The sequence below is a fragment of the Vibrio sp. Vb0349 genome, assembly GCF_033338975.1.
In genome coordinates, this window is sequence record NZ_JAWOTS010000333.1 from 1 (window position 1) to 1,164 (window position 1,164).

Here is a 1,164-nt window from a genome sequence, read left to right on the forward strand (position 1 = left end):
AAGGTAATCTCGATTACTTTGAAATGGTGCTACCAAGCTTTTGGCACGATAAAACGAACACTGATGTTTACAAAAAAGGTTATATCCAAAAGTATTGGGGATTCAACCAATCACCACAAGGTGCTGGTGGCGTATGGATGAATACGGCAATGCCTTTGTTGGATAATCTTGAAGTGCGCAAAGGCATCATGGCTGCAACAGATTTTGATGGCATGATAGAGAACATCATGCGTGGTGACTACTCACGTAAGCCACATGGTTTGGGCTTTGGTCATGGTGAGTATGACGATCCAAACAACACACCGCCAAAGTTTGATGTCGATGCTGCGGTTAAGCATTTCGAAAAAGCAGGTTTTGATACTTTAGGTTCAGATGGTATTCGCGTAAACGACAAAGGCCAACGTTTAAGCTTTGCGATTACGTACGGTTACAACTCATGGACACCTCGTATTGCATACTTAAAAGAGCAAGCGAAGCTGGCAGGTCTAGAGTTCACATTGAACTTAGTCGATGGTTCATCTGCGTTTAAGTACATTTTAGAGAAGAAGCACCAGCTGGCATTCCTGAACATGGGATCTGGTGAGATTCCAGCTTACTGGGAGTACTTGCATTCTGACAATGCGAACAAGCCGCAAACCAATGCTCACACCAACTACAGTAGCCCAGAACTCGATAAGTTGATCGAAGCGTATGATGCTGAGTTTGATCAGAATAAACGTTATGAGCTGTCGCACCAGATTCAAGAATACGTAAAAGAAGCAAATATTATTGTTCCTGGGTACATGGTGCCTTACTCACGTGTAGCACATTGGCGTTGGGTTAAAATTCCAAAAGATGGCATGACTAAAGCAACGGAATGGGTTCTGCACCCAATGGATATCGGTAACTTCTGGATTGATGAATCCGTTAAGAAAGAGACTGAAAAAGCCATGAAGAGCGGTAAATCCTTCCCAGAAGTCACCGTGATTGATGACCGCTACAAGCTGTAATCGTTACTGACTAAGATAGAAAGAAAGCCCCACAATATGAGTGGGGCTTTTTGTTTGTGGATTATGCTGCGTTAGCTAACTAAGTAAGACGCCTCTAATAGGTAAGTTTTTACATCACCTAGGGGCGAAAACGCTTTGTCGATCGTTTTAAATCGTTCATCAATAGAATCACAGG

At 42.9% G+C, this 1,164-nt stretch carries 1 protein-coding gene; it reads left to right on the plus strand.

Features of this window, described 5'->3' with window-relative positions:
* Positions 1-989 (plus strand): ABC transporter substrate-binding protein (locus R7Q47_RS25620; protein WP_318090178.1); only part of this gene is annotated, 989 nt, incomplete at its 5' end.
* Positions 990-1,164: the final 175 nt, after the last annotated feature.